2 protein-coding genes and 1 pseudogene are annotated in these 2212 nt (G+C 68.7%); all 3 read left to right on the top strand.

The genetic code is table 11. From position 1 onward, the window contains the following. Positions 1–303, top strand: a pseudogene (locus JCM9942_RS14405) (Wadjet anti-phage system protein JetA family protein); the annotation flags it as partial. Next, positions 300–923, top strand: a complete 624-nt coding sequence (locus JCM9942_RS14410; protein ID WP_054660522.1) for a DUF4194 domain-containing protein — start codon at positions 300–302, stop codon at positions 921–923. The pseudogene JCM9942_RS14405 and the gene JCM9942_RS14410, both read left to right, overlap by 4 nt. After that, on the top strand, positions 910–2212 hold a 1303-nt coding region (locus JCM9942_RS14415; RefSeq protein WP_157722954.1), incomplete at its 3' end, for an ATP-binding protein. The genes JCM9942_RS14410 and JCM9942_RS14415, both read left to right, overlap by 14 nt.

Here is a 2212-nt window from a genome sequence, read left to right on the forward strand (position 1 = left end):
CTGGTCAACGCCGAGGACATGGCGCGCTATGTCGGTCGCCATCTGCAACGCGCCGCGGTGCTCGACTCGGACGCGCTGGATATCGCCAGCATCGAGGACCTGCGCGCCTACCAGACCCTGCTCACGCTGGCCCTGCGTGGCAACCGCATCGGCGGTCTGCGCCGCGAGGACCCGCTCGGCCGGGTGCTGCGCGGCTTCCGCGTCGAACTGCTCGCTACCGGCGATACCGACACCAACAATTACCTGCGCGGCCCGCGCTTCCGCATCGTGCGGGTCGGCGCCAAACTTCCGGAAACCGCATGAAACGCAGCTGGAACACCCTGAGCCAGATGTCCAACGGCACCTACACGGTGCAGGACTTCGAGCGCGCCGCCTATCGTCTGGCCACCGAGCAGGTGCTGTACGCGGCCGACACGCGCACCCGCGTGGCCTACCACCTGGTCGAAGACCACTACCCCGATTTCGTCGCCGCCCTTGAGCCGCTGGGCATCCGCCTGGAACGCAACGCGCATTACCGCTACGTGGTGGCGCTGCCGGTGCATGGCGAAGGCACGCCGGTGACGCTGGATGAAACACTGGCCCTGCTGGTACTGCGCCAGCGGTACGACGAAGCCATGCGCCAGGGCCTGATCGAGGATCACGGCGAGGTGGTGGTGGAACTGCCCGAGCTGCAGGAAAGCTGGCAGGCGCTGACCGGCCGGGCGATGCCCGACACCGGCACGCTGCGCGCCCTGGCACGCACCCTCAAACGCTGGGGCGTATGCCGGCTGGTGGAATCGGAAGGCGATGATCCGCAGCCGTTCCACCTGCGTACGCGTCCGGCGATCGTGGAGATCGTCGGCGAGCAGTGGCTGCAGCGGCTGGACCAGCACAATCGCGACGATGACGGCGTGGAGACGGAGGACGACGATGCAGCAGCTTGAACGCATCCACCTGGTCCAGTTCTTCCTGTTCGAAGCGCAGAGCCTGCAGCTGGATGCCACCAGCGCGATCATCGCGCCCAACGGCGCCGGCAAGAGCGCGCTGCTGGATGCGTTGCAGATCGTGCTGCTCGGCGGCGACCGCAGCCGTATCCGCTTCAACGCCCAGGCCGGGGGCAGCCACCGCGCGCGCACCATCCGCGACTATTGCCTGGGCGTGTTCCGCACCGGCGAGGAAGGCCGCAAGCGGCGCACCGCCACGACCTACATCTCGCTGGTGTTCCGTGACACCGCAAGCGGTGAGCCGCTGACCGCCGGCATCGCGCTGGGTGCTTCGGTCGATGAGCCCGAGCACCGGGTGCATGGCCTGTACCTGCTGCCGGGTGTGGCGCTGGAGCTGGACGAGCATCTGGAACGGGTCAATGGCAAGGAGCTGCCGCTGGCGTGGAACACCTTCCGCGAGCACGTCACCCGTCGTTGCAAGGAGGCCGGTGAAACCCCGCAGCTGCATCCCAATGCCGAACGTTTCCTGCGCGACCTGCTGCTGCGGCTGCGGGCCGGCCCGTCGGTCACTCCGGATCTGAACGCCTACCGCAAGGCGTTCCTCAATGCGCTGAACCTGCAGCGCGTGGAGGACGTGGACCTGTTCGTGCGCACGCTGGTGGCCGAGGACCGGCCCACCGACATCGCCCGTTTCCGCGCGCTGCTGGAGAGCTTCCGCCTGATCAAGGAGAAGATCGAGCAGGTCAAGCAGCGCATCGACGCGGCCGAAGGCGTGGAGCGGCAGTACGAGAAGATCGCCGGCCAGGCCACGCGCGCCGCGTCGGCGCGGGCGCTGGCGGCCGAATACGCGCGCGACCTGTACAGCGAGCAGCTGGACCAGGCCGAAGGCGCGCTGGCCGAGGCGGAGAACACGCTCGTCGATACCCGCCGTCAGCTGGCCGATACCCGGGTCGAACGCGACACCCTGCGCGAGGAGCAGGCCCGTGCCAACGCGCGTCTGCAGGGCAGCGAGGGCTACGGTGAGCAGGCCCAGCTGGACGAACTGTCCGGCCGCGACCGCGACCGTCTGGCGCAGCTGAAGAAAGACCTGGCACGTGAGCTGGCATTCGCCGGTGAGCAGTTCCGCCAGCTTGACGCGCTCGCGCTGGAGGGGGTCGACAGCGACGCATTCGCCCGCGTGCGCGGTCAGTGGGAGCAGTGGCACACCGAGTTGCTGGCGCTGTCGGCCGAGGCTGCGTTGCCGTGGACGCCGGAAGAACTGTATGCACAGGCGCGGCAGGCGCTGCGCG

Origin of the sequence: Stenotrophomonas pictorum JCM 9942, assembly GCF_001310775.1 — a bacterium.
Classification (GTDB): Bacteria; Pseudomonadota; Gammaproteobacteria; order Xanthomonadales; family Xanthomonadaceae; genus Stenotrophomonas; species Stenotrophomonas pictorum.